The sequence below is a fragment of the Kitasatospora nipponensis genome (assembly GCF_039528135.1).
Taxonomy (GTDB): domain Bacteria; phylum Actinomycetota; class Actinomycetes; order Streptomycetales; family Streptomycetaceae; genus Kitasatospora; species Kitasatospora nipponensis.
The window spans coordinates 1-671 of the sequence record NZ_BAAALF010000764.1 but is presented as its reverse complement, the minus strand read 5'-3'; the positions used below and the strand labels follow the sequence as shown (position 1 = coordinate 671).

Annotated in this window: 1 protein-coding gene; it reads right to left on the bottom strand. The window is 72.1% G+C overall.

The features are described 5' to 3' along the window. Positions 1–205: 205 nt before the first annotated feature. On the bottom strand, positions 206–671 hold a 466-nt coding region (locus ABD323_RS43195; protein WP_344447504.1), incomplete at its 5' end, for a phage tail tube protein.

Here is a 671-nt window from a genome sequence, read left to right as displayed (position 1 = left end):
TGGGCGGCCCGGCGTCCCTCGTGGGGCAGCATCATGATGTTGCGCAGGCGGGCGGTGGTGCCGTCCGCGAGTTCGAGCTCGACGTCGGTGTAGCGGGTCTTCGCCTCGGTCATGAGGCTGTTCAGGCTGACGCCCACGATGGGCTCCTCTCGGTGTCGGGTCCGGCCCAGGGGCGGGCGCGGTCGGGGCTTGGTTCGGGGCGGGGTCAGGATCCGGCGCCGAGGGCGGTGGCCCACTCGCCGATCGCGCCGCCGATCAGGTTGGAGGCGAGGAACGTGCCGGCGATCGGCAGGGAGAACCAGTTCTCCGCGTCCAGGCTGACCGCGTCGGAGCCGAGCAGGGAGACGCGCGGGTGCCACAGCGGCACGTAGTGCGGGCCGTCGACCAGGATCATCAGCAGGGCCTTGATCTGCGGGACCGGCTGGACGGGGATGCGGATCGACCCGTCGGCCTGCATCGCCTCGGGCCCGGCGCCGAAATACAGCTGCAGGCTGGTGGCGTCGGCCTGGATCGACTGGAAGGTCAGCCCGTACTCGACGTCCGGGCTGGTCTGCCGCAGCTTCGAGTTCTGCCAACTCCCCAGGGTGGTGGGGCTGGCGCCTCCCCGGGGGAACTCCGGCATGTTGTCGCGGGGGGTGGGGCCGAGGGTCACCCACGGCGAGGCCGGGGGG